Consider the following 16765-nt stretch of genomic DNA (forward strand, 5'->3'; position numbering starts at 1 on the left):
ATCCATATCCTAAAATATTGCCAGGTATTTCAACAGCGAAATAATGCCGATAATGATGACAACGATCTGCGCGATCTGCCTCGTGCGGCCATCGAGCGGCAGACGCTGGACGAGATAGAGCACCAGGATGATCACCAGGAAAGTGATCAGAATGCCGATAAGTACCGATGAAGCCATGTCCCTCACTCCGTCTGGCTACGTCTGAGAAGAGTACGCAGCGGCAAACGCTCTGGCCATAGATTGGTTCCTGTCGATGCGAAGCCGCCGGCGCAACGTAAAGGCTGCGAAACAGCGTTCCGCGGCCTTTGAAGCTGAACGCCGATCAGGGCCTGTTTGCCGCACGGTTGTCGTTTACCGTCGGCGACACCGTTTCCAGGCGACTTGTTGCTGGCGTCAGGCGAGCTAACGGGAGAACCGCCTCGGGTTGACGGGGTTCCGACAAAAACGGCCTGAGTTGCGCTTCGTTGTCGACATTTGCGCGAGCCCTGAGATCCGGCGCCGCCCGGCGGGTGATCGCTTTTTCGCAGGAGAACAATTGCCGTCCCAAGGGGACGACGGGAACCGAAACCTCGCACGTGCATCTCAGCTACCGCGGAACGGGCAAATCGAGCAGGTGGGGAATTTGGGGTAGGGGAATACGTCATCCAAACATGCGGGGATTGGAATCCCTGGAATTTGGGGAACAAGGCGTTGTCTGGACGCTCAAGGCGCCGCTGCGCTCGGTCCAAATCTCTCTCGCGGATTTTTGTCGATTGAAAGAGCGGGTCGCGCCTTAGGACAATCCCAGCAGGGGAGCGGGTTGGCCGCCTGTGGTGTCGGAATTGCCGATGCCAGGCAGTTCGTGCTTATCGTCGGCAAGCGAAGTCAATCTCCCCGCCTCGACGGAGGTCAGTCCGTCCAACTCCATCACCGCGCCGTAGAGTTGGGCCGTCTGCATCACAAGCCGCTCGACGTCTTCAAGGGCGACGTTCTCGTCCAGGTTACGCAATCGTATGTCCTCGGCAACCACCGCAATATTGACCATTCCGCGCGAGCGCAGCGCGCCCAGGACCCGTGAATTGAGATCCTCCCGTAGCCGAGCCGAATATCCGTAGCGCATGGAAACCTTCCTTTCAGGAGCCGGTTGTCCCGTCGTGATCAAGATGCGCTAACGACCTTCAGATGGCAAGAAGAATATAAAATATTCTCAACTAAATCAAATAGTTAGAAGACTACACTGGTTGTGCTATCGGCGTATCTCCCTCATCGTTGGTCTTGTATGTGAGTCACCCATCAGCCTCTCTTGACGCGCTGCACGGGGACCCCTAGCTATACTGCAATTGAGGCACATACTAACTCACCATATTTTTTGGTCTTGACGGTTGGAGGCGCGAATGGCCGACCTGGAACGACCCGAGCGACTGCAGATCATGCTGACAGCCGAGGAATTGGCTGCCTTGGAAAACTGGCGCTTCGAAAAGCGCATGCCAAGCCGGTCCGCGGCAGTGCGGGAACTGCTGCGGCGCGGCCTGGATGCGGATGGATTCCTGACTGCGGGACAAGGAACTAAGTCTCAGGACTTTGGAATTCTGGGCAGCAGTGTGACTGGCGACGGCCAGTCGGGCGAGTAATTCGACGGCGGTTAGCCAACAATCGCTTTTTCTGGAAGTGCCGCTACCAATTTATTGCGGTGGCGGAAACGCAAAGCGGGTCGGCTCTCGGCAGGGTACTGGTCTCAGCAGGGTACTCTTGGCGTATGGTTGCAAAGCCCGCTCCGGTTCGCCGGAGCGGGCTTTTTGCGTTTTCCCAACAGGAAATAGTCGCGATCGCTTCAGACACGCTCAAGGTTCTCTTCGCACTCCATGCACGCGACGCTGTGACCGGGGCAACTGAGCCGGTGTGTTCCTCCGGGGCAGCAATGGCCGTTCGAGCTCGCCCACCGGGCACAGACAAACACCTTGCGGGTTCCGTGGCATTGTGGACATTCCATCGGGCGGGCCAGCAGAGCCTCGTTTTCCGAGACACGGCATTCCCTCTCAAGAACCTGGACCATCTGAAACCCCAAGGCCGAAATACGGCTAAGCTATCCATACCCGGAAAGCCTAAATTAGAATTTAATCACATAGATCACGAGCCTTCCGAGGGGGAAGTTTCGCGGATGGCGATCTCAGTCCGCCGCAGTCCGCCGCGCGTGTCTCATTCCCAATTTCGGCCGTCTCAAGATCAAGCTCCGGTTGCTCCCGGCATCGGTCGACCCGCGATTTTGCCCACCGATTTTCGCATTCGGATCGTTATAGGCTTTCGCTTTGCTGGAGCGGCGTTAAAGCTGCCCGGCAAATGCCTGAGCGGGAACAGACCGTTCCTGCGTCGGTTCGTTTGGACAAGGATGTCTGCCAATGACATTGATGGGCGCAGCGGCACTTTTGATCCTTGTCCTGACTTATGCCGGCGTCGCAGTCGGGCGTATTCCAGGCCTCCGTCTCGACCGGGCAGGGATCGCCTTGCTGGGGGGGGCGGCGATGATCGCCATCGGCGCACTCAGTATGGAAGATGCCTATCGCGCCATCAATTTCGACACCATTACGCTGCTGCTCGGCATGATGATCGTGGTGGCGCATCTGAAGGTGTCCGGCGCCTTCCGGGCGCTTGGCGCCTACGCTATCGAGCATGCGCACGCGCCTTTCGTGCTGCTGGTGATGGTGACGCTGTTGACCGGCGTGTTGTCGGCGTTCCTGGTCAACGACGCCATCTGCCTGGTCATGGCGCCGATCGTCGTCCACGTCACCCGTGTCATCAATCGCAATCCCATTCCCTATCTGATCGCCACCGCCACCGCGTCCAACTGCGGCAGCGTCGCCACCATCACCGGCAACCCGCAGAACATGGTCATCGGCGCGCTGTCGGGAATTTCCTACCCAGCCTTTTCGGCCGCCCTGGCGCCGGTTGCCCTCTTCGGCCTCGTCGCGGTCGTCGTCATCGTGCGCATCGTCTACCGCGCCGAATTCGCCCGCCCCGCCGATCTCAACCCGGAAGTCTATCGCGGCCGCATGCTGCCGGGACAGGTGCTGAAGGCGGTGGTTGTCTGCATTGGCCTGGCCATCGCCTTCTTCGCCGGCGTTCCGGTTGCCAAGGCAGCGCTCATCGGCGGGGCCATCCTGCTGCTCACCCGCGCCATCAAGCCGGCCCGCATCTACCGCGAGATCGACGGCCCGCTGCTGTTCATGTTCGCCGGCCTGTTCATCGTTGTCGCCGGCGCCGAAAAGACGCTGCTGACGCCCGACATCATCGCCTCGGCCAAGAACCTCGGGCTGGACGACGTCTGGCGTCTATCGGGCTTCACCGCGGTGCTCTCCAACATCATGAGCAATGTTCCGGCCGTGCTGGCGCTGCGGCCATTCATACCCGGCCTTGAAAACCCCGGGCGTGCCTGGCTGGTGGTGGCGATGAGCTCGACGCTGGCGGGCAACTTCACCTTGCTCGGCTCAGTCGCCAACCTGATCGTCGCCGAACAGGCGCGGGCGGCCGGCACGCAGCTGTCCTTCTCAGCCTTCTTCAAGGTCGGCCTGCCACTGACGCTGCTGACCCTTGCCGTCGGGACGGCATGGCTGGCGGCTGGATTCTAGAGCAATTCCAGGAAAAAGTGTGAAGCGGTTTTTCGGTCCGGAATTGCGTCAAAACAAAGAGATAGCGTGTTTCGCCGTCTTCATTAAACGATGAACGCTCTAGCGGATAGTCGCCGATCCTGACCTTGCCCGAACCAGCGTTGCAGCGGCATGTCCGGCCGCCTCGACATAGTCGGGGTTGCGGTGGATCAGCATGATCGAGAACGCGCCGTCCATCAAAAGCACGATTTCGCGCGCCAGGGTCTGCGGCTCGTCGACGCCGTGGCCTGTGAGTTCGCCGGCCAGCCAGGTCTCGAAATTCTGCTTATGCCGCGCCCCCGCTTTAACGGCCGGGTGTCCGGGCATGGAAGCGAGTTCGGCTGCCGTGCGCAGAAAGCCGCAGCCTCTCCATTTCGGGTGCTTCGCCACGCGCGCCAGATTGGTGAAAATCGCCTCGACCTTGCGCTCGACATCGCCTTCGGCCGTCTCGAACCAGCCGGCCACCTGCTTGAGGTTCGGCTGGTCGCGACCGTCGAGATAGGCCGCGATCAAATCGTCCTTGCTCTTGAAATGATAGTAGAGCGTGCGCTTGGTCAGCCCGGCTTTTTCCGCCACTGCATCGACGCTGACGCGGCCGATCCCCTCGGCATAGAACAGCTTCGTTGCGGCATCGACAATGCGTTTGCGGGTGGGGTTCGGTGCTTCGCTCATAGGGCAAGTATACCGACTAGTGAATATACATACAACCGAAAGCCTGATCCTCTCCGGTCGACAAACACAGGGAAGGAAAAGACATGACCGAGCTTGTGCTCACCGAGGCCCGCGACGGGATCGCCATCCTCACACTTAATCGGCCGGAAAAGCTCAACGCCTTGAACTATGCGCTGATTGATCGCCTGCTTGCGCTCCTCGATGCCGCCGAGACCGACGATGCCATCCGCGCCATCATCCTCACTGGAGCAGGAGCGCGCGCCTTCTCCGCCGGCGCCGACATCCTTGAATTCTCAGGCAGCGTGGCCATCGGCGTCGACGTTGCCCTGCGCGACTTCGTCATGCGCGGACAGCGGCTGACTGCAAGGCTGGAGGCATTCCGCAAGCCCGTCATCGCCGCCGTCAACGGCATCGCCTTCGGCGGCGGCTGCGAGATCACCGAAGCCGTGCCGCTCGCTATCGCCAGCGACCGCGCCTTGTTCGCCAAGCCTGAGATCAACCTTGCAATGCCGCCTGCTTTCGGCGGCACGCAGCGGCTTCCGAGGCTGGCAGGGCGCAAGCGGGCGCTCGAGCTGCTGTTGACCGGCGATTGGTTCCCGCCGCCGCGCGCCCTCGAACTCGGCCTCGTCAATCAGGTGGTGCCGCATGAGGAGCTGATGCCCGCCGCAATTGATCTCGCCCGGCGCGTGACCAGGCATTCTCCTGCAGCAATTGCCTCGATCCTCACAGCAGTGGCGCGCGGCCTGAACCAGAGCATCGCGGATGGCTTGGCTGTCGAGGCCGAGCAGTTCGCCCGCATGGCTCCGACCGCTGATCTGCGCGAAGGGCTGGATGCCTGGATCGCACGCCGCCAGCCGGGCTGTCACGGCTCGTGGACGCACATCACCCGGCCGGATGAAGCCAGGCGAGCCTCAACGCAGCAGGACGGGCTTGCGGACCGCGATCAAGGCGCCGTCACGGCCAGATGACCTTTCATGTTGGGGTGGAAGCGGCAGAAATAGTCGACCGCTTCCGCCTTCTGCAGGGTCAGGCTCGCTGTTGACTTCGGCGGGATCATCACTTCCCAGCCGCCCTTGACGGTAGCCGTGTGGGCGAACACGTCATTGTTCACCCACTTGATCGTGTCGCCGACCTTCGCCTCGACGGTGGTCGGCGAAAAGACAAGCTTGTCGATGGTGACCTGGATGGTTTCGGCCTGCACGGGTGAGGTCCCGAAGACCAGCGCCAGTGCAATCCATAGCAGCCGTTTCGACATGGCCTGGTCCTTACTTCAGCATACCTGCAACATGCTCGGCGTGCTGTTCATGGCCCTGGAAAATCTTCAGGCCGGTCTGCAGCAGGCTCTTCAACTCGGCATTGCTGGCCGATGGGATCAAAAGGGTTTCAAGCGCGCCGTCGACCTGTTTGTGGTAGGCGATCTCGTTGTCGACATAGGCTTTGTCAAAGGCTGCGCCGTCGAGTTTGGCGAGCTTCGCCCGCTCCTCGGCCGCAGCCTTGGTCAGCGCCTGGCTGGTTGCGTTGTCTTCCGGCGTCACCTTCAGCTTCTTTACCAGTTCCAGTGCCTGCGCGTTGACCGCTTCGTGGTCGCGCACCATGTCGTTGGCGAAATCCACGACCTCCTTGGTCTTCGATTTCTTGATCGCCTGCTTGGCGGCTTCCACATCGATGACGCCTGCCGTGTAGGCGATGTGGGCGATCTGCGGGTCCGTCGGCTTGTCGGCGGCTTGTGCGAGCGGGGCAGCGCCAAGCAGCAGCAAGGCAGCGAGGGCGGCGGTGTGTCGGGTAAGCATGGCATCTCCTTCGCCCGGACGCGGGATCGCGCCGGGCCATGTTTTTCAGTTGACGGTCATTGGATGCGCAGCGGCGGCAAACGTTCCCGGGGAAATCGGCCAAATCAGCCGATGATCAGCTCTCCAGGCCGAGCCGCTGCATGACGGCGCTGGTCAGCCTGTCGCAGCGCCGGCCGGCAAACGGGAAGGCGTCGAGCAGCACCGGCCCGATCTGGTCGTCGAGTGCCTTGCGTACCAAGGCGCGGGCGCGGTGTAGCCTTGTCTTGACGGTTTCCGGCCGCACGCCAAGCAGCTCGGCGGTCTCCTCGATACTGAGCCCCTCGATAACCCGCGCCACGAACACCGTCCGATAAACATCGGGCAGGCTGTCGGTCGCCCGTTCCACCAACTCGAGGATCTGCCGCTGCGCCATCGTCCGCTCCGGATCGTCGCTGGGATTGAGGGGGAACTGGATGATTTCGGCTTGCGGGTTTTTCGCCACCGTCCGCCGCCTTTTGCGCAGACGGCCGAGCGCCTCGTTGATGACGATGCGCGACAGCCAGGTGGCCAATGAGGACTCCCCGCGAAAGGCATCGAGATGGGCAAAGGCTCTGACATAGGCCTCCTGGACGATGTCCTCGGCTTCGGCATCGTTGCGCACCACCCCGCGAGCGATGCGATAGAGCCGCTGATTATGGGTCTTCATGATGATGCGGAAGGCGTTGCCTTCGCGTGCCAGCGCGCGGCGCACGAGAAGCATCTCGCTTGAAGCAGCTGTGGGCATTGGTACAGACATAGCAGGCATGGTCAGTTCCTCGATCCAATCCCCGTCCGAAACCTCGATCAAGACATTGGATGACATCGCCGGCAAAAGGTTCCCGGCCATTTTCGCCCGGCTCCGACGGCGCCTAGAATACTGCTTCCGCCAGCGGCTTGTCAGCAGCCTGCGCTCGCGCCGTGGCCGCAAGCAGGTCGGTCTGCGTGATCAGGCCAAGGATGCGGCTGTCCCCGTCCAAGATGATGACTGCATGGGTGCGGCCGTCGGTGAGCACCGGTAGCAGGGCCATGGCGGGCGTACCGGCGGCGGCGGTCGACGCTGTCGAGGTAACGCTTCCGACGGCTTCGTCGGCTCGCGCCAATTCCCTTAATCCAACGGTGCCGACCAGCCTGGCGTCCTTGTCGACAACCGGCAGCGTGCGGATATTGTGGTCGAGCAGCAGATGACGCGCCCGATCGGCGGACGCGTGTTCATCGACCGAAATCACGTCGCGGGACATGATGTCCTCGCACAACATGGTTCGGTGTGCGCGCATCGTCGCTTGCAGTTCGACCTGTCGCAGCAGCTGTTCGAGATCGTTGCGGTCGATGTCGAAGGTCTCGTCGAGCGCAGCCAGCGCGGCATCGATGTCCTCGGCCCGGAAGCCGATGCGCTCCTGAGCCGGCGGATCGATGGTTCCGTGCGTGCTTTTCGGGGCAGGGGCCGGCACATGCGGGTAGCTGCGTCGCGACAGCCTGTGGAAAGCATAGCCGAGCGCGACCAGCATCATGGAGTTCAGCGCCACCGGCACGAACGGAAACAGGAAGCCCGCACCGATCACGGCCGGCCCGCCGAGCACGGCGGTCAGTGCGGCGGCTCCGCCCGGCGGATGCAGGCAGCGCGAGAACGACATGGCGGCGATCGCCATCGCCACGGCAATGCCCGTGGCGAGAACGGGCTGATGGACGAAATGGGCCACGATCACGCCGACCAGCGCCGATATTGTATTGCCGCCGATGATCGACCATGGCTGCGCCAGCGGGCTTGCAGGCACCGCAAACAGCAGCACCGCCGACGCCCCCATCGGCGCCACCAGCAGCGGCACATGCGGGCCATTGCCAAGCACCAGCGCGCCGATCGCGCCGGTCAGCGCAATGCCGATCATCGCCCCGATGCAGGCGATGAGGCGCTCGCGCAGCGTCGCGCCGGCGAGAATGGGGACAAAGAGACGAAAGGCCATGGCAAGCTCAGTCCGGCTGGAATTGTGCGCGCAGCGCCTGCAATGGCGTTGGACCGACGATTTTGAAAGTCAAACCGATCCGAAAAAGCGCGCATTGGGGAAATAACATTGCGCTTGGTTGACCGATGAGCGGCTTTGCGACGTCGATCGCCTGCGAAAGTCGCTCGCCAATCCTTTCAACGGGTTGGGCGGACCAGCGGAATCAGCTTCGCAAGTTTGCTGGTGTCATGCCGCAGCGGCCGCTTCCAGCCCGCGCAGGATATCGGCCTTGAGGTCCTCGACATCCTCGAGCCCGATCTGCAGCCGGATCAGCGGGCCGTCATAGGGGCCCTTGGCAACGGTACGGTCGCCAAGGAAGACCGGCACGGCAAGGCTCTCATAGCCGCCCCAGGAATAGCCGAGACCGAAGATTTTCAACGCATCGAGGAAAGCGTGCTGCTGTCTCTGGCCGCCGCCTTTGAGCACGATGGAAAAGATGCCGCTCGAGCCGGAAAAATCACGCTTCCACACCGCGTGGTCGGGGTGGCTGGGGAGCGCCGGGTGCAGCACGCGGGCCACGCCGGGCTGGCCTTCAAGCCAGACGGCAATGGCAAGCGCGCTCTTTTGATGGTGATCCAGCCGAACGCCCATCGTGCGCAGGCCGCGCAGGACTTGGTAGACGTCGTCGGGGCCGGCGCAGCAGCCCATCGTGTAGAACGTCTCGCAAAGCTGCTTCCAGCAGTTGGCATTGGCAGACACTGTGCCCAGCAGCACATCCGAATGGCCGGCCGGATATTTCGTCGCCGCATGGATCGAGATATCCACGCCGTGGTCGAGCGGACGGAAATAGAGCGGCGTTGCCCAGGTGTTGTCCATCATGACGATGGCGCCCGTTTCATGCGCCGCCTTGGCGATCGCCGGAACGTCCTGCACCTCGAAGGTGTTGGAGGCCGGTGATTCCGTAAACACGACTTTGGTGTTCGGCTTGATCAAGCTGGCGATGCCGGCGCCGGCATGCGGATCGTAATACTCGACGTCGACACCCAGCCGCTTCAGCATCGTGTCGGCGAAATTGCGGGTCGGATGGTAGACGGAATCGACAATCAGGATGTGATCGCCTGCCGAGAGAAACGCCAGCAACGGGACGGTCACCGCCGCCAGGCCCGACGGCACGATTATGGTACCGGCGGAGCCTTCCAGCGCGTCGATCGCATGCGCCAACGCATCGGTGGTCGGCGTGCCGCGTGTGCCATAGGTGTATTTCTGGCTGCGCGCCGCCATCACCGACGCGTTGGGATAGAGCACGGTCGAGGCATGCACGATCGGCGGATTGACGAAGCCGAAATAGTCGTGCGGATTGTTGCCCGAATGGGCAAGCCGCGTGTTGATACCCATTTCGTTGCCGTCAGTCGCCATTGCTCTTCGCCTTGTGGTGAAAGCGCTAGCCATAGAGCGGCGGCATTGGCCGTGCAACAGCGGGCGCCCGCCAGACGGTGCCCTTTGCATAGGCCAATTCCCCCATGAATAGTCTGGAATGCGTGGCGATCCAGAGCCGCGGATTTCATGAGTGGATGTGGATTAGCGTCGACGGACTTTGCCGGTTTTATTTGCGGGGCTTGCTGCTTTCCTGATGATGTTGTCTGCAATTCAGGCATTTGCGGCAATTGGTTTTCAAAGCTGTCGTGAAACGGTCATTTCCCTTGACCTCACAGAGATAATCGCCTTCGATGCAGTTCGTGAATGGGAGGGGCCGGGCGTCGGTTACGACGCGGGGTTCCGGGAATGAGCCGGATGGGAGCCGGGTTCACGCGGGAAAAGATCAGGATTTGCCTGAGGATCAGGGTTTACCTGAAAACAGAAAAGGGTCTGTGGGTTATGAAACACATTGCAATTGGCATTCTCGGCGCCGCTGCGCTTGGATGGATGGCTTCGGCCGCGTCGGCGAGCACGCTCGACGACGTCAAGGCGAAAGGCTTCATCCAGTGCGGTACCAACACAGGTCTTGCCGGCTTCGCTGCGCCTGACGACAAGGGTGAATGGAAAGGCATCGATGTGGATTTCTGCCGCGCGGTCGCGGCCGCCGTCTTCGGCGACGGCACCAAGGTCAAGTTCACGCCGCTCAGCGCCAAGGAGCGCTTCACCGCACTGCAGTCGGGCGAAGTCGACATCCTGTCGCGCAACACCACCTGGACCATCAATCGCGATACGGCACTTGGCCTGAACTTCGTCGGCGTCACCTATTATGACGGCCAGGGCTTCATGATCAACGCCAAGAAGCTGCCGGGCGTCAATTCGGCGCTGCAGCTTTCGGGTGCGGCAGTCTGCGTGCAGAGCGGCACCACGACCGAGCTCAACCTCGCCGACTACTTCAAGGCGAACAAGATGGAGTACAACCCGGTCGTCTTCGAAAAGCTTGAAGAGGTCAACGCCGCCTACGACGCGGGCCGTTGCGATGTCTACACCACCGACCAGTCGGGTCTCTACGGCATCCGCCTGACGCTCAGCGCGCCGGCAGACCATGTCGTGTTGCCCGAGATCATCTCCAAGGAACCGCTCGGCCCGGCCGTGCGCCAGGGGGACGACCAGTGGTACCACATTGTCAAGTGGACCTATTTCGCGCTGCTGCAGGCAGAGGAACTGGGCATCACCCAGGCCAATGTCGACGAGATGAAGACCTCGGACAACCCGGAGATCAAGCGCGTGCTCGGCCAGGAACCCGAAACCAAGATCGGCACCGATCTCGGCGTTAGCAATGACTGGGTCGTCAACATCGTCAAGGCAGTCGGCAATTACGGTGAGATGTTCGAGCGCAATGTCGGCACCGGCAGCCCGCTGAAGATCGCGCGCGGCATCAATGCGCTGTGGACCAAGGGCGGCCTGCAATACGCGCCACCGATCCGCTGATCGAAATGCGATCCGGAAGGCAGATTGTCTGCCTTCCGGTTTCTCTTTGCAGGGGATGGGCAATGGCGTCGCAGGAAGTCCTACGCGAGGAGCCGAGCCGCGGTTCCTTCATCAACGATCCAAAAGTCCGTGGAGTTGTCTTCCAGGCGGTGGTTGTCGTCTTGCTGGTGGCGAGCGTCTGGTGGATTGTCCACAACGTCATCGACAATCTGCAGCGCCTGCACATTTCTTCCGGGTTCGGCTACCTGAAAAGCCGTGCCGGCTTCGATATCTCAGTCAGCGCCATCCCCTACAACTCGGACGATACCTATGGCAAAGCCATTGTCGTCGGGCTGATCAACACCCTCATCGTCGCCGTTGCCGGCATCATCACCGCAACCATCATCGGCTTCATCGTCGGCATCGGCCGCTTGTCGCACAACTGGCTGATCCGCAAGATCTGCACGGTCTATGTCGAGATTTTCCGCAACATCCCGCCGCTGCTGGTGATCTTCTTCTGGTATTCGGGCGTGCTGGCGGTCTTGCCCGTGGTGCGTGAAAGCATCAACCTGCCATTCGGCTCGTTTCTCAACCAGCGCGGCTTCTATCTTCCTCGTGCAATCTGGGGTGATGGCTCCTGGCTGATCTTTGTCGCCTTGCTTGTCGGCATCGCCATGGCATGGTTCGTCGCCCGCACGGCGCGCCAGCGGCAGATGGCGACCGGTCAGCAGTTTCCCGTATTCTGGACGTCCCTGGCGCTGATCGTCGGCCTGCCGATTCTGGCCTATGCGCTGAGCGGCTTTCCCCTGACCTTCGATTTTCCGAAGCAATCGACCTTCAACCTGGCCGGCGGTTTCCACATCGGGCCGGAATTCCTGTCGCTCTATCTGGCGCTGTCCTGCTACACAGCCTCCTTCATCGCCGAGATCGTGCGTGCCGGCATTCTCGGCGTCTCGAAGGGCCAGTCGGAAGCGGCTGGCGCTCTGGGGCTGCGGCCGGGATCGATCCTGCGGCTAGTCGTCGTGCCGCAAGCCATGCGCATCGTCATCCCGCCGCTGACCAGCCAGTATTTGAACCTGACCAAGAACTCGTCGCTGGCCATCGCTATTGCTTACCCGGACCTGACGGCGACCGCCGGCACAGTGCTCAACCAGACGGGGCAGGCGGTCGAAAACGTGCTGATCATGATGGTCGTCTATCTCGTCATCAGCCTGGTGACGTCGGCGGTCATGAATGTGGTCAACGCCAGGATGGCGCTGGTGGAGAGGTAAGGCCATGCAGGAACATGATACCGCTTGGGTGCGGACCGAAATGGCACTGGCGCAACAGGCGCCGGCCGGCGTGCGGGGGCCTATCGCCTGGGTCCGCAAGAACCTGATCGGTTCGGTGGGCGACACCATCCTGACCGTACTGGGCATCGCACTGGTGGTGATGATCCTGCCGCCAATCATCAACTGGGCCTTCATCAGCGCCCAGTGGGTAGGGTCCGATCGCTCGGTATGCGCCACGGCGGCGCAAGGCGGCGTTCAGCCGGATGGCTGGTCCGGCGCTTGCTGGGCGTTCGTCAACGCCAAGTTCGGCCAATTCATGCTCGGCCGCTATCCTATTGAGGAGCGCTGGCGGCCGATCCTGGTCGCCATACTGTTCGTGGCGCTGCTGGTGCCGCTGCTGATCCCGCGCGTGCCGCGCAAGGGGCTGAACGCGATCCTGCTTTTCCTGGTGCTGCCGATCGTCGCTTTCGTGCTGCTGGTCGGCGGCATGTTCGGCCTGCCGCATGTCGAGACGCAGCTATGGGGCGGCCTGCTGGTGACGCTCAGCCTGGCCTTTGTCGGCATTGCAGTGTCGCTGCCGTTCGGCATCGTGCTGGCGCTTGGTCGGCGCTCGAAGATGCCGATAGTCAAGATGCTGTGCGTCATCTTCATCGAATTCGTTCGCGGCATCCCGCTGATCACCGTTCTGTTCTTTGCCAGCGTCATGCTGCCGCTGTTCCTGCCCCCCGGCGTTTCCTTCGACAAGTTCCTCAGGGCGCTGATCGGCTTCTCGTTGTTTGCCGCCGCCTACATGGCGGAGGTGGTGCGCGGCGGTCTGCAGGCGATCCCCAAGGGCCAGTATGAGGGGGCGGATTCGCTTGGTCTCGGTTACTGGCAGAAGATGAACCTGATCGTGCTGCCGCAAGCGCTGAAGCTGGTCATACCCGGCATCGTCAACACCTTCATCGGCATGTTGAAAGACACAAGCCTGGTTATCATCATCTCGATGTTCGACCTACTCGGTGTCGTCAAGCAGAACTTCTCCGATCCCAACTGGGCGACGCCGCAGACCACCAAGTCCGGCCTGATTTTCGCTGCCTTCGTCTTCTGGCTGTTCTGCTTCGGCATGTCGCGCTATTCGATGTATACGGAACGCCGGCTCGACACCGGCCACAAACGTTAAAAACAAAAAAGGGGAACCTGCCATGGTCATAGAAAACGCCGTCAGCGCCGAAGAGATCAAGGTCGATGCCAAGAAGATGCACATCTCGACCACCGATGTCGCAATCGACATCATCGGCATGCACAAATGGTATGGCGAGTTCCATGTGCTGAAGGACATCAACCTCAAGGTGATGCGCGGCGAGCGCATCGTCATCTGCGGTCCTTCGGGCTCGGGCAAGTCGACCATGATCCGCTGCATCAACCGGCTGGAAGAGCACCAGAAGGGCAAGATCATCGTCGACGGCAAGGAACTCACCAACGATCTCAAGAAGATCGACGAGGTGCGCCGCGAGGTCGGCATGGTGTTCCAGCACTTCAACCTGTTCCCGCATCTGACCATCCTGGAGAACTGCACGCTGGCGCCGATCTGGGTGCGCAAGACGCCGAAGAAGCAGGCCGAGGAAATCGCCATGCACTTCCTCAAGCGCGTCAAGATCCCCGAACAGGCCAACAAATATCCGGGCCAACTGTCGGGCGGCCAGCAGCAGCGCGTAGCGATCGCGCGTTCGCTGTGCATGAACCCGCGCATCATGCTGTTCGATGAGCCGACCTCGGCGCTCGATCCCGAAATGATCAAGGAAGTGCTGGAGACGATGGTGGGCCTGGCCGAGGAAGGCATGACCATGCTGTGCGTCACTCACGAAATGGGCTTTGCCCGCAAGGTCGCCAACCGGGTGATCTTCATGGATCAGGGCCAGATCGTCGAACAGAACACGCCGGCCGAGTTCTTCGACCATCCGCGCCACGAGCGCACGAAGCTGTTTCTGTCGCAGATCCTGCACTGAGCATTTTCATGCGAACCAAAAGAGCCCGGCCGTAATGCGGCCGGGCTCTTTTGCTATCTGGGGTCGGGGTTGATCTTCTCCATTGAAACGCAAAGCCGCCGCCGCATGAGAAAAGCCCTGCGTTTCCTGGCCATGCTGATTATCGTGGTCGCGCTCGCTGCCACGCTCGGCACGCTGGTGCCGCGTCCGCTGTGGCCGGCGTCAGCGGCGGGTGAGGGCACGCGCCATATTCTGGTGCTGGAGAATCCGATCCACACCGACATCGCCATTCCCGTCGATGACGAGGTGCGCCGGCGCTTCCATTTCCTGGTCGCTGCCGGCATCCCTGTCGACGCCCCGGAAGTGCGCTACATCGTCTTTGGCTGGGGCGGCCGGGCCTTCTATCTGGAGACGCCGAGCTGGTCGCAGCTGAAGACAGTGCCCGTCCTCAAGGCGCTGACACTGGACGCCTCGGTCATGCACGTCGATATCGCCGGGGCCATCGCCGAGCCGCACCCTGCTGCCACCGGTTTCGACATCGATGAGGAACGTTTTGCAGCGCTGCTCGACTATATCGACGCGAGTTTCCAGCAAGGGCCGCACGGTCCGGTGGTCATCGAGAACGCCGCCCATTCCAGCTTCGACCGCTTCTTCGAGGCGAACGGCCATTTCAACGCGCTTGTCGGCTGCAACACCTGGACAGCCGCCGGCCTGCGCACCGCCGGCCTGCGCACCGGCTGGTGGAACCCGCTGCCGGCCTCGCTGGGCTTGTCGATGCGGTTTTATAACTAGCAGTCCTTCATCGCACCGCGACAGTGTTGGATCTTTTGAAGCCAGCGGGACAGCACCCCCCTCTGGCCTGCCGGCCATCTCCCCCGCAAGGGGGGAGATCAGCCGTTTTGCCCGCGGCGCTCCTGCTGCAACGCCGGCGATTTTGGCGAAGGCGGCGGCGACATCCAATCTCCCCCCTTGCGGGGGAGATGTCCGGCAGGACAGAGGGGGGTGGGAAGGATCGCTACGTCGACGATCTAGACTGCCGAGTGTCCGCTCGCCATCCATAGAGCCAGTCGAGGTCGGCGGCGAGCTTGTCGGGCGAGCGCATGGCCAGGAACAGATTGCGGGCGATCGCCACCGGGCCGGCAGCATGCCAGGCGAGGCGGTTTACGGCCCCACGACGCGCGGCCTTGGCGACACGCGGCCGCCGAAGATTTTCCCAGATTCGAAAACTTCTGGGCAGATCGCCAGGGAAATCGGCGATAGCGTCGGCAAGCGTGATGGCATCTTCGATCGCCATCGCGGCGCCCTGTGCGGCAAACGGCGTCATCGCGTGCGCGGCGTCGCCGATCAGCGCGATGCCCTGCGGGCTCGTCCACCGCTGTTGTTCGACGGTGTGGATCGGAAAGGCCGTCCATGGGCCGGCCAGTGCCAGAAGCTTCGTCAGGCCCGGCGCGGTGCCGCGCAGGGCAGCCGTGAGGATCGCGGGATCGGCATGACCCGACCAACCTTCGGCCATGCGCTCACCCTTGGTGAAGGCGGCGAGATTGAAGGCCCGGCCTTTGCTGACGGGATAGGCGACCATGTGGAAGCCTGGATGCAGGAACGTGGTGACGCAGTCGGCGGCGCCGATCGCGGCAAAGGCTTCGCAGGCGGCGCTCTCGGCCGCGATCGTGACTCGCCAGGCGAGTTCGCCCGAAAAACGGCTTTTGACGAAGTCCTCGCCTGCGAGTTGCGCCCGGACCGCCGACCAGACGCCGTCGGCGCCGACCAGCAGTTTGCCGCGTGCCTCGATCTCGCGGCCGTCCACTTCGGCGGTCACGGCGACATATTGCGCGTCTTTGACGATGCCGGTCACGCGGGCGCCAGTGATGAGCTCAATCTCCGGCCGTTCAGCCATTTGCGCCAACAGCGCTGCCTGCAGATCTGCGCGGTGAGCAACGAGATAAGGCGACTGCCAGCGCGCTTCGGCGGCGTGCCCGAGCGGTACCCGCGCCAGTTCGCGCAGCGTCCCGGCGTCCTTGAGCACGACCGCTTCCGGCCGCAACGCTGCGGGCAGCAGTCGGTCGAGCACGCCGAGTTTTCCAAGAATGCGTGTTGCGTTGGGCGAAAGCTGGATGCCGGCGCCGGCCGCTTCGAGGTGCTGTGCCTGTTCGATAAGCTTTACCGGATAACCCCGTCCGGCGAAGGCAAGGGCAGCGGTCAGCCCGGCGATGCCGGCCCCGGCGATTATGACCTGCCGGGACCTGATGTCTTCCATCGGGCTTGTCGCGGAAGGATCAGGCGGCCTGGTCGATATAAAGGCAACCAGCCGGCAGCGTTTCCGTCGCCCTCAGCTTCGCCGAATAGCGGTAGAGCGTCGAGCAGTAGGGACAGACCTTTTCATTGTCGTCGCCCATGTCGAGGAACACATGTGGGTGGTCGAAGGGCGGGTTGGCGCCGGTGCACATGAATTCCTTGACGCCGATGTCGATTGCCGGATGGCCCGCATCGTTCTGGAAATGGGGAATGGAACCGCCTGCCATCGTCGTCTCCTTGATCTCGTCGAAAAGCATCTGGAACATAACAGGCCTGTTTGCAAGATCGATGAAATGAAACTGTCGCAAAAGCCTG

Annotated in this window: 19 protein-coding genes; 9 read left to right on the forward strand and 10 right to left on the reverse strand. The window is 61.9% G+C overall.

The genetic code is table 11. From position 1 onward, the window contains the following. Positions 1-9: 9 nt before the first annotated feature. Together ACYG9Z_RS24365 and ACYG9Z_RS24370 are read right to left on the reverse strand one after the other, a co-directional pair. Positions 10-177 carry a Thivi_2564 family membrane protein gene (locus ACYG9Z_RS24365; protein ID WP_023684339.1) on the reverse strand — a complete coding sequence of 56 codons (168 nt, stop codon included), beginning with the start codon at positions 175-177 and terminating at the stop codon, positions 10-12. Positions 178-772: 595 nt separating this feature from the next. Beyond that, entirely contained in the window at positions 773-1099 is a 327-nt protein-coding gene (locus tag ACYG9Z_RS24370) for a hypothetical protein (RefSeq protein ID WP_023715176.1), read from the reverse strand. Positions 1100-1373: 274 nt separating this feature from the next. Between ACYG9Z_RS24370 and ACYG9Z_RS24375 the strand changes: the two genes are divergently transcribed. Beyond that, positions 1374-1610 (forward strand): hypothetical protein, encoded by a 237-nt coding sequence (locus ACYG9Z_RS24375; RefSeq protein WP_023684337.1) that lies wholly within the window; start codon positions 1374-1376, stop codon positions 1608-1610. A 765-nt stretch (positions 1611-2375) separates the two neighbouring features. Then, positions 2376-3602, forward strand: a complete 1227-nt coding sequence (locus ACYG9Z_RS24380) for an anion transporter (RefSeq protein WP_031194071.1) — start codon at positions 2376-2378, stop codon at positions 3600-3602. A 99-nt stretch (positions 3603-3701) separates the two neighbouring features. Here ACYG9Z_RS24380 and ACYG9Z_RS24385 read toward each other — a convergent pair whose 3' ends face one another. Continuing rightward, entirely contained in the window at positions 3702-4292 is a 591-nt protein-coding gene (locus tag ACYG9Z_RS24385) for a TetR/AcrR family transcriptional regulator (RefSeq protein WP_023753136.1), read from the reverse strand. 83 nt (positions 4293-4375) lie between these two features. Between ACYG9Z_RS24385 and ACYG9Z_RS24390 the strand changes: the two genes are divergently transcribed. Beyond that, complete coding sequence (locus tag ACYG9Z_RS24390; protein ID WP_023743016.1) at positions 4376-5260, forward strand: crotonase/enoyl-CoA hydratase family protein; 885 nt, start codon at positions 4376-4378, stop codon at positions 5258-5260. Here the strand turns inward: ACYG9Z_RS24390 and ACYG9Z_RS24395 are convergent. From ACYG9Z_RS24395 to ACYG9Z_RS24415, 5 genes are all read right to left on the reverse strand, one after another. Beyond that, positions 5236-5547, reverse strand: coding sequence for a cupredoxin domain-containing protein (locus ACYG9Z_RS24395; protein WP_023743015.1), 312 nt, complete (start codon positions 5545-5547; stop codon positions 5236-5238). The two genes, ACYG9Z_RS24390 and ACYG9Z_RS24395, sit on opposite strands and share 25 nt — an antisense overlap. Positions 5548-5557: 10 nt before the next feature. After that, on the reverse strand, positions 5558-6082 hold the full coding sequence (locus ACYG9Z_RS24400) for a DUF4142 domain-containing protein (RefSeq protein ID WP_023697729.1): 525 nt from the start codon (positions 6080-6082) through the stop codon (positions 5558-5560). A 115-nt stretch (positions 6083-6197) separates the two neighbouring features. After that, positions 6198-6866 carry an RNA polymerase sigma factor gene (locus ACYG9Z_RS24405; RefSeq protein WP_023743964.1) on the reverse strand — a complete coding sequence of 223 codons (669 nt, stop codon included), beginning with the start codon at positions 6864-6866 and terminating at the stop codon, positions 6198-6200. 103 nt (positions 6867-6969) lie between these two features. Beyond that, positions 6970-8058: an HPP family protein gene (locus tag ACYG9Z_RS24410; RefSeq protein WP_023715181.1), complete on the reverse strand. Its 1089-nt coding sequence runs from the start codon at positions 8056-8058 to the stop codon at positions 6970-6972. Between the two features lie 225 nt (positions 8059-8283). Continuing rightward, entirely contained in the window at positions 8284-9453 is a 1170-nt protein-coding gene (locus ACYG9Z_RS24415) for a cystathionine beta-lyase (protein WP_023753134.1), read from the reverse strand. 178 nt (positions 9454-9631) lie between these two features. Between ACYG9Z_RS24415 and ACYG9Z_RS24420 the strand changes: the two genes are divergently transcribed. The 6 genes from ACYG9Z_RS24420 to ACYG9Z_RS24445 all read left to right on the forward strand — a co-directional run bounded on the left by ACYG9Z_RS24420 (position 9632) and on the right by ACYG9Z_RS24445 (position 14950). Continuing rightward, the gene (locus ACYG9Z_RS24420) at positions 9632-9823 is read left to right on the forward strand and encodes a hypothetical protein (RefSeq protein ID WP_023753133.1); all 192 of its coding nucleotides are present in this window, start codon (positions 9632-9634) and stop codon (positions 9821-9823) included. Between the two features lie 89 nt (positions 9824-9912). After that, on the forward strand, positions 9913-10941 hold the full coding sequence (locus tag ACYG9Z_RS24425; RefSeq protein ID WP_023684327.1) for an amino acid ABC transporter substrate-binding protein: 1029 nt from the start codon (positions 9913-9915) through the stop codon (positions 10939-10941). Positions 10942-11003: 62 nt separating this feature from the next. Beyond that, positions 11004-12191, forward strand: a complete 1188-nt coding sequence (locus ACYG9Z_RS24430) for an amino acid ABC transporter permease (RefSeq protein ID WP_023684326.1) — start codon at positions 11004-11006, stop codon at positions 12189-12191. Positions 12192-12195: 4 nt separating this feature from the next. Then, positions 12196-13353, forward strand: a complete 1158-nt coding sequence (locus tag ACYG9Z_RS24435; protein WP_023684325.1) for an amino acid ABC transporter permease — start codon at positions 12196-12198, stop codon at positions 13351-13353. A 22-nt stretch (positions 13354-13375) separates the two neighbouring features. Then, on the forward strand, positions 13376-14179 hold the full coding sequence (locus tag ACYG9Z_RS24440) for an amino acid ABC transporter ATP-binding protein (RefSeq protein WP_023671483.1): 804 nt from the start codon (positions 13376-13378) through the stop codon (positions 14177-14179). 105 nt (positions 14180-14284) lie between these two features. Further along, entirely contained in the window at positions 14285-14950 is a 666-nt protein-coding gene (locus ACYG9Z_RS24445) for a TIGR02117 family protein (protein WP_031244281.1), read from the forward strand. A 223-nt stretch (positions 14951-15173) separates the two neighbouring features. Here ACYG9Z_RS24445 and ACYG9Z_RS24450 read toward each other — a convergent pair whose 3' ends face one another. Both ACYG9Z_RS24450 and ACYG9Z_RS24455 read right to left on the reverse strand, forming a co-directional pair. After that, complete coding sequence (locus ACYG9Z_RS24450) at positions 15174-16412, reverse strand: FAD-dependent monooxygenase (RefSeq protein ID WP_023753131.1); 1239 nt, start codon at positions 16410-16412, stop codon at positions 15174-15176. 19 nt (positions 16413-16431) lie between these two features. Then, positions 16432-16677, reverse strand: a complete 246-nt coding sequence (locus tag ACYG9Z_RS24455) for a zinc-finger domain-containing protein (RefSeq protein WP_023705697.1) — start codon at positions 16675-16677, stop codon at positions 16432-16434. Positions 16678-16765: the final 88 nt, after the last annotated feature.

Source organism: Mesorhizobium sp. RSR380A, assembly GCF_054719385.1.

Bases quoted from the DNA above. Each gene is read 5' to 3' on its own strand.
- ACYG9Z_RS24365 (WP_023684339.1), bottom strand. From the start codon at position 177: ATGGCTTCATCGGTACTTATCGGCATTCTGATCACTTTCCTGGTGATC.
- ACYG9Z_RS24370 (WP_023715176.1), bottom strand. From the start codon at position 1,099: ATGCGCTACGGATATTCGGCTCGGCTACGGGAGGATCTCAATTCACGG.
- ACYG9Z_RS24375 (WP_023684337.1), top strand. From the start codon at position 1,374: ATGGCCGACCTGGAACGACCCGAGCGACTGCAGATCATGCTGACAGCC.
- ACYG9Z_RS24380 (WP_031194071.1), top strand. From the start codon at position 2,376: ATGACATTGATGGGCGCAGCGGCACTTTTGATCCTTGTCCTGACTTAT.
- ACYG9Z_RS24385 (WP_023753136.1), bottom strand. From the start codon at position 4,292: ATGAGCGAAGCACCGAACCCCACCCGCAAACGCATTGTCGATGCCGCA.
- ACYG9Z_RS24390 (WP_023743016.1), top strand. From the start codon at position 4,376: ATGACCGAGCTTGTGCTCACCGAGGCCCGCGACGGGATCGCCATCCTC.
- ACYG9Z_RS24395 (WP_023743015.1), bottom strand. From the start codon at position 5,547: ATGTCGAAACGGCTGCTATGGATTGCACTGGCGCTGGTCTTCGGGACC.
- ACYG9Z_RS24400 (WP_023697729.1), bottom strand. From the start codon at position 6,082: ATGCTTACCCGACACACCGCCGCCCTCGCTGCCTTGCTGCTGCTTGGC.
- ACYG9Z_RS24405 (WP_023743964.1), bottom strand. From the start codon at position 6,866: ATGCCTGCTATGTCTGTACCAATGCCCACAGCTGCTTCAAGCGAGATG.
- ACYG9Z_RS24410 (WP_023715181.1), bottom strand. From the start codon at position 8,058: ATGGCCTTTCGTCTCTTTGTCCCCATTCTCGCCGGCGCGACGCTGCGC.
- ACYG9Z_RS24415 (WP_023753134.1), bottom strand. From the start codon at position 9,453: ATGGCGACTGACGGCAACGAAATGGGTATCAACACGCGGCTTGCCCAT.
- ACYG9Z_RS24425 (WP_023684327.1), top strand. From the start codon at position 9,913: ATGAAACACATTGCAATTGGCATTCTCGGCGCCGCTGCGCTTGGATGG.
- ACYG9Z_RS24430 (WP_023684326.1), top strand. From the start codon at position 11,004: ATGGCGTCGCAGGAAGTCCTACGCGAGGAGCCGAGCCGCGGTTCCTTC.
- ACYG9Z_RS24435 (WP_023684325.1), top strand. From the start codon at position 12,196: ATGCAGGAACATGATACCGCTTGGGTGCGGACCGAAATGGCACTGGCG.
- ACYG9Z_RS24440 (WP_023671483.1), top strand. From the start codon at position 13,376: ATGGTCATAGAAAACGCCGTCAGCGCCGAAGAGATCAAGGTCGATGCC.
- ACYG9Z_RS24445 (WP_031244281.1), top strand. From the start codon at position 14,285: ATGAGAAAAGCCCTGCGTTTCCTGGCCATGCTGATTATCGTGGTCGCG.
- ACYG9Z_RS24450 (WP_023753131.1), bottom strand. From the start codon at position 16,412: ATGGAAGACATCAGGTCCCGGCAGGTCATAATCGCCGGGGCCGGCATC.
- ACYG9Z_RS24455 (WP_023705697.1), bottom strand. From the start codon at position 16,677: ATGGCAGGCGGTTCCATTCCCCATTTCCAGAACGATGCGGGCCATCCG.